The 2,188-nt window shown below is 43.1% G+C and carries 1 protein-coding gene and 1 pseudogene; one reads left to right on the forward strand and one right to left on the reverse strand.

What is annotated here, in order from left to right; genetic code table 11:
• Positions 1-1,415, reverse strand: a pseudogene (locus ACXAC4_RS18930) (two-component system response regulator); the annotation flags it as partial.
• A 187-nt stretch (positions 1,416-1,602) separates the two neighbouring features.
• Here ACXAC4_RS18930 and ACXAC4_RS18935 point away from each other — a divergent pair.
• Complete coding sequence (locus ACXAC4_RS18935; protein ID WP_475164650.1) at positions 1,603-1,965, forward strand: Hpt domain-containing protein; 363 nt, start codon at positions 1,603-1,605, stop codon at positions 1,963-1,965.
• Positions 1,966-2,188 lie beyond the last annotated feature (223 nt).

A 2,188-nucleotide genomic window follows, 5' to 3' on the forward strand; every position in this document is an offset into this window, starting at 1 on the left:
TTAAAGTCGTATTTTGGCTGGAGATAGATAGCTAAACTGTTGTTTTCAATTGCTTGTCTTAGCTTAATCTCCATTTCGACCCTATGATGCATGGCGTGCTGTAAGTCTTTTGAGAAAAAGCTGAAAGTGTCTTTACCTTTCGATTTCGACCGATACATTGCGGAGTCAGCATGGCGCATCATTTCTTCTGCATTCACTGCATCCTGTGGGTACAAGCTTATTCCTATGCTTAAACTCAACCTATGGAGACTTCCCATCTATCTCAATCGGTTCTCTACCCGCCTGAAGACAGGCCATAGCAATACTATCTGCACTGAATCCAGATCCTATATCCGATAAAGGCAAGCAAACTCGTCTCCGCCTACTCGAGCGAGTGTGGCGCTTTGACCTAACGTGTTTGCAAGGCGCTTGGCTACGGTTGCTATAACGAAATCGCCGACCTGATGCCCTAGGCTGTCGTTGAGATATTTAAAGTTATCGATATCAATTAACAGTAGCGCGATGCTTTGCTTACTCGTAAAACTTCGCGCTATAGCCTGGACGATGCGGTCGTGAAGTAACACACGGTTGGGCAAACCTGTAAGCTGATCATGGTTGGTTAAGTGCGTCATCTTCACCGCCATTTCTACGGCTTCAGAAACATCCTGAAACACCATGACGGCCCCGTTTATTTTGCCCTCATCGTCGATAATCGGTGATGCGGTATCTTCAACCCTAAAAATCTGGTTGTGCCTACTAACGAGGGTTGCGTTATAAGACATAGCTACGGGGCGTTTTACCTCAAGCGCGTAAAGCGCCGGGTTTAACAGTGGTTCATGGCTTGATGCATCACGCAGGTTCATTACTTCATCAATAGGCTTGCCTAAAGCATCCTGCACACTATGTCCGGTAAGCCTTTGTGCCACGGGGTTTATGAATGTGATATCTCCGGCAGCGTTAATCGAGATTACGCCGTCAGCTATAGATTTTAATGTTATGGCAAGCTGCTTTTTTTCAGCCTCAAGCTCTTGGTTAACTTTTTTCAACAAGGCTTTTTGAGATTGAATCGTGAGATGGTTTCTCACCCTCATTCGACACATTTCTATATCGATAGGCTTTGGGATAAAGTCAATCGCCCCAAGCGACAGCGCACGATGCTCGTTTTCAGTATCGCTGTGAGAAGTGACAAAGATAACAGGAATTGAAGCTGTGCTTGGACATACTTTAAGTTGCTGACATACATCAAAACCTGAAAGCTCAGGCATGCTGATGTCTAAGACTATCAAATCAGGCTGATGTGACTGTACTACAGAGAATGCTGTTGCACTTTGTGAAACCGTAACGACTTCTGCTAAAGATTCTATCGCATTTTCCAGTAGCAAGAGTGTTGTTGGTTCATCGTCAATGATGACTACTTTTTTCGTCTCATTTTCCATGAGAATTACCACACTACATTATAAACTCCTTATGTAGTATCGTCCTACATACGCAAAAAAACATTAACCTTTAGTCTATATTGGTTATTTTAAGTACAAACTTTAGGGTAACTCATTGACTATTATGCTGTTGGTGACGCACAATTATTATACTACCAAACCCTGTGTTAACTGCTTGGTGATAAGAATGGATACGTTACATACGCATACCGCGCTTCCCAAAGAACAATTATGGAATAGAGACGCTGCGCTAAGCAGGCTCGGCGGCAACGAAGGATTGTTAAACCGCATCGTTGAAATGTTTTTAGGTCAAATAGCGCAGAAAGAAAAAGCCTTGCAAAAGGCCGCAACTGAGTTAGACGTCGATGCCGTCAAGTTTACAAGTCATGCAATGAAGGGTGTATCAGGGGATGTAGGGGCTGATGCTATTCGAGAAAAAGCGTCATCTATTGAAAATAAAGCCAAGCAAGGTGATTTAACAGAGATAGCTTCAGACATAGAAGAACTAAAAAGCTTAATCGAGCAAACGCTTATTATTATGCAATCTTAGGGCGAAGCGAGCTTATTAGAGATTTACGTTAGTAAGCTCGCGCTATTGCTTTTGCAAGTCGCTTACATAGCCCCAGTTACTTGCTTAACAAATGCGTTTTTCTTTTCTTCGGGTAAGAAACTTGCCTTAAAACTGTTTGCGGCAGGTGCTGGTTTCATCTATCGGAGGGAATGGATTAACCTTAGGTGCTGGTTTCATCTATCGGAGGGAATGGATTAACCTT

Source organism: Pseudoalteromonas sp. AWM4_233 (assembly GCF_056158285.1).

Bases quoted from the DNA above. Each gene is read 5' to 3' on its own strand.
- ACXAC4_RS18935 (WP_475164650.1), top strand. From the start codon at position 1,603: ATGGATACGTTACATACGCATACCGCGCTTCCCAAAGAACAATTATGG.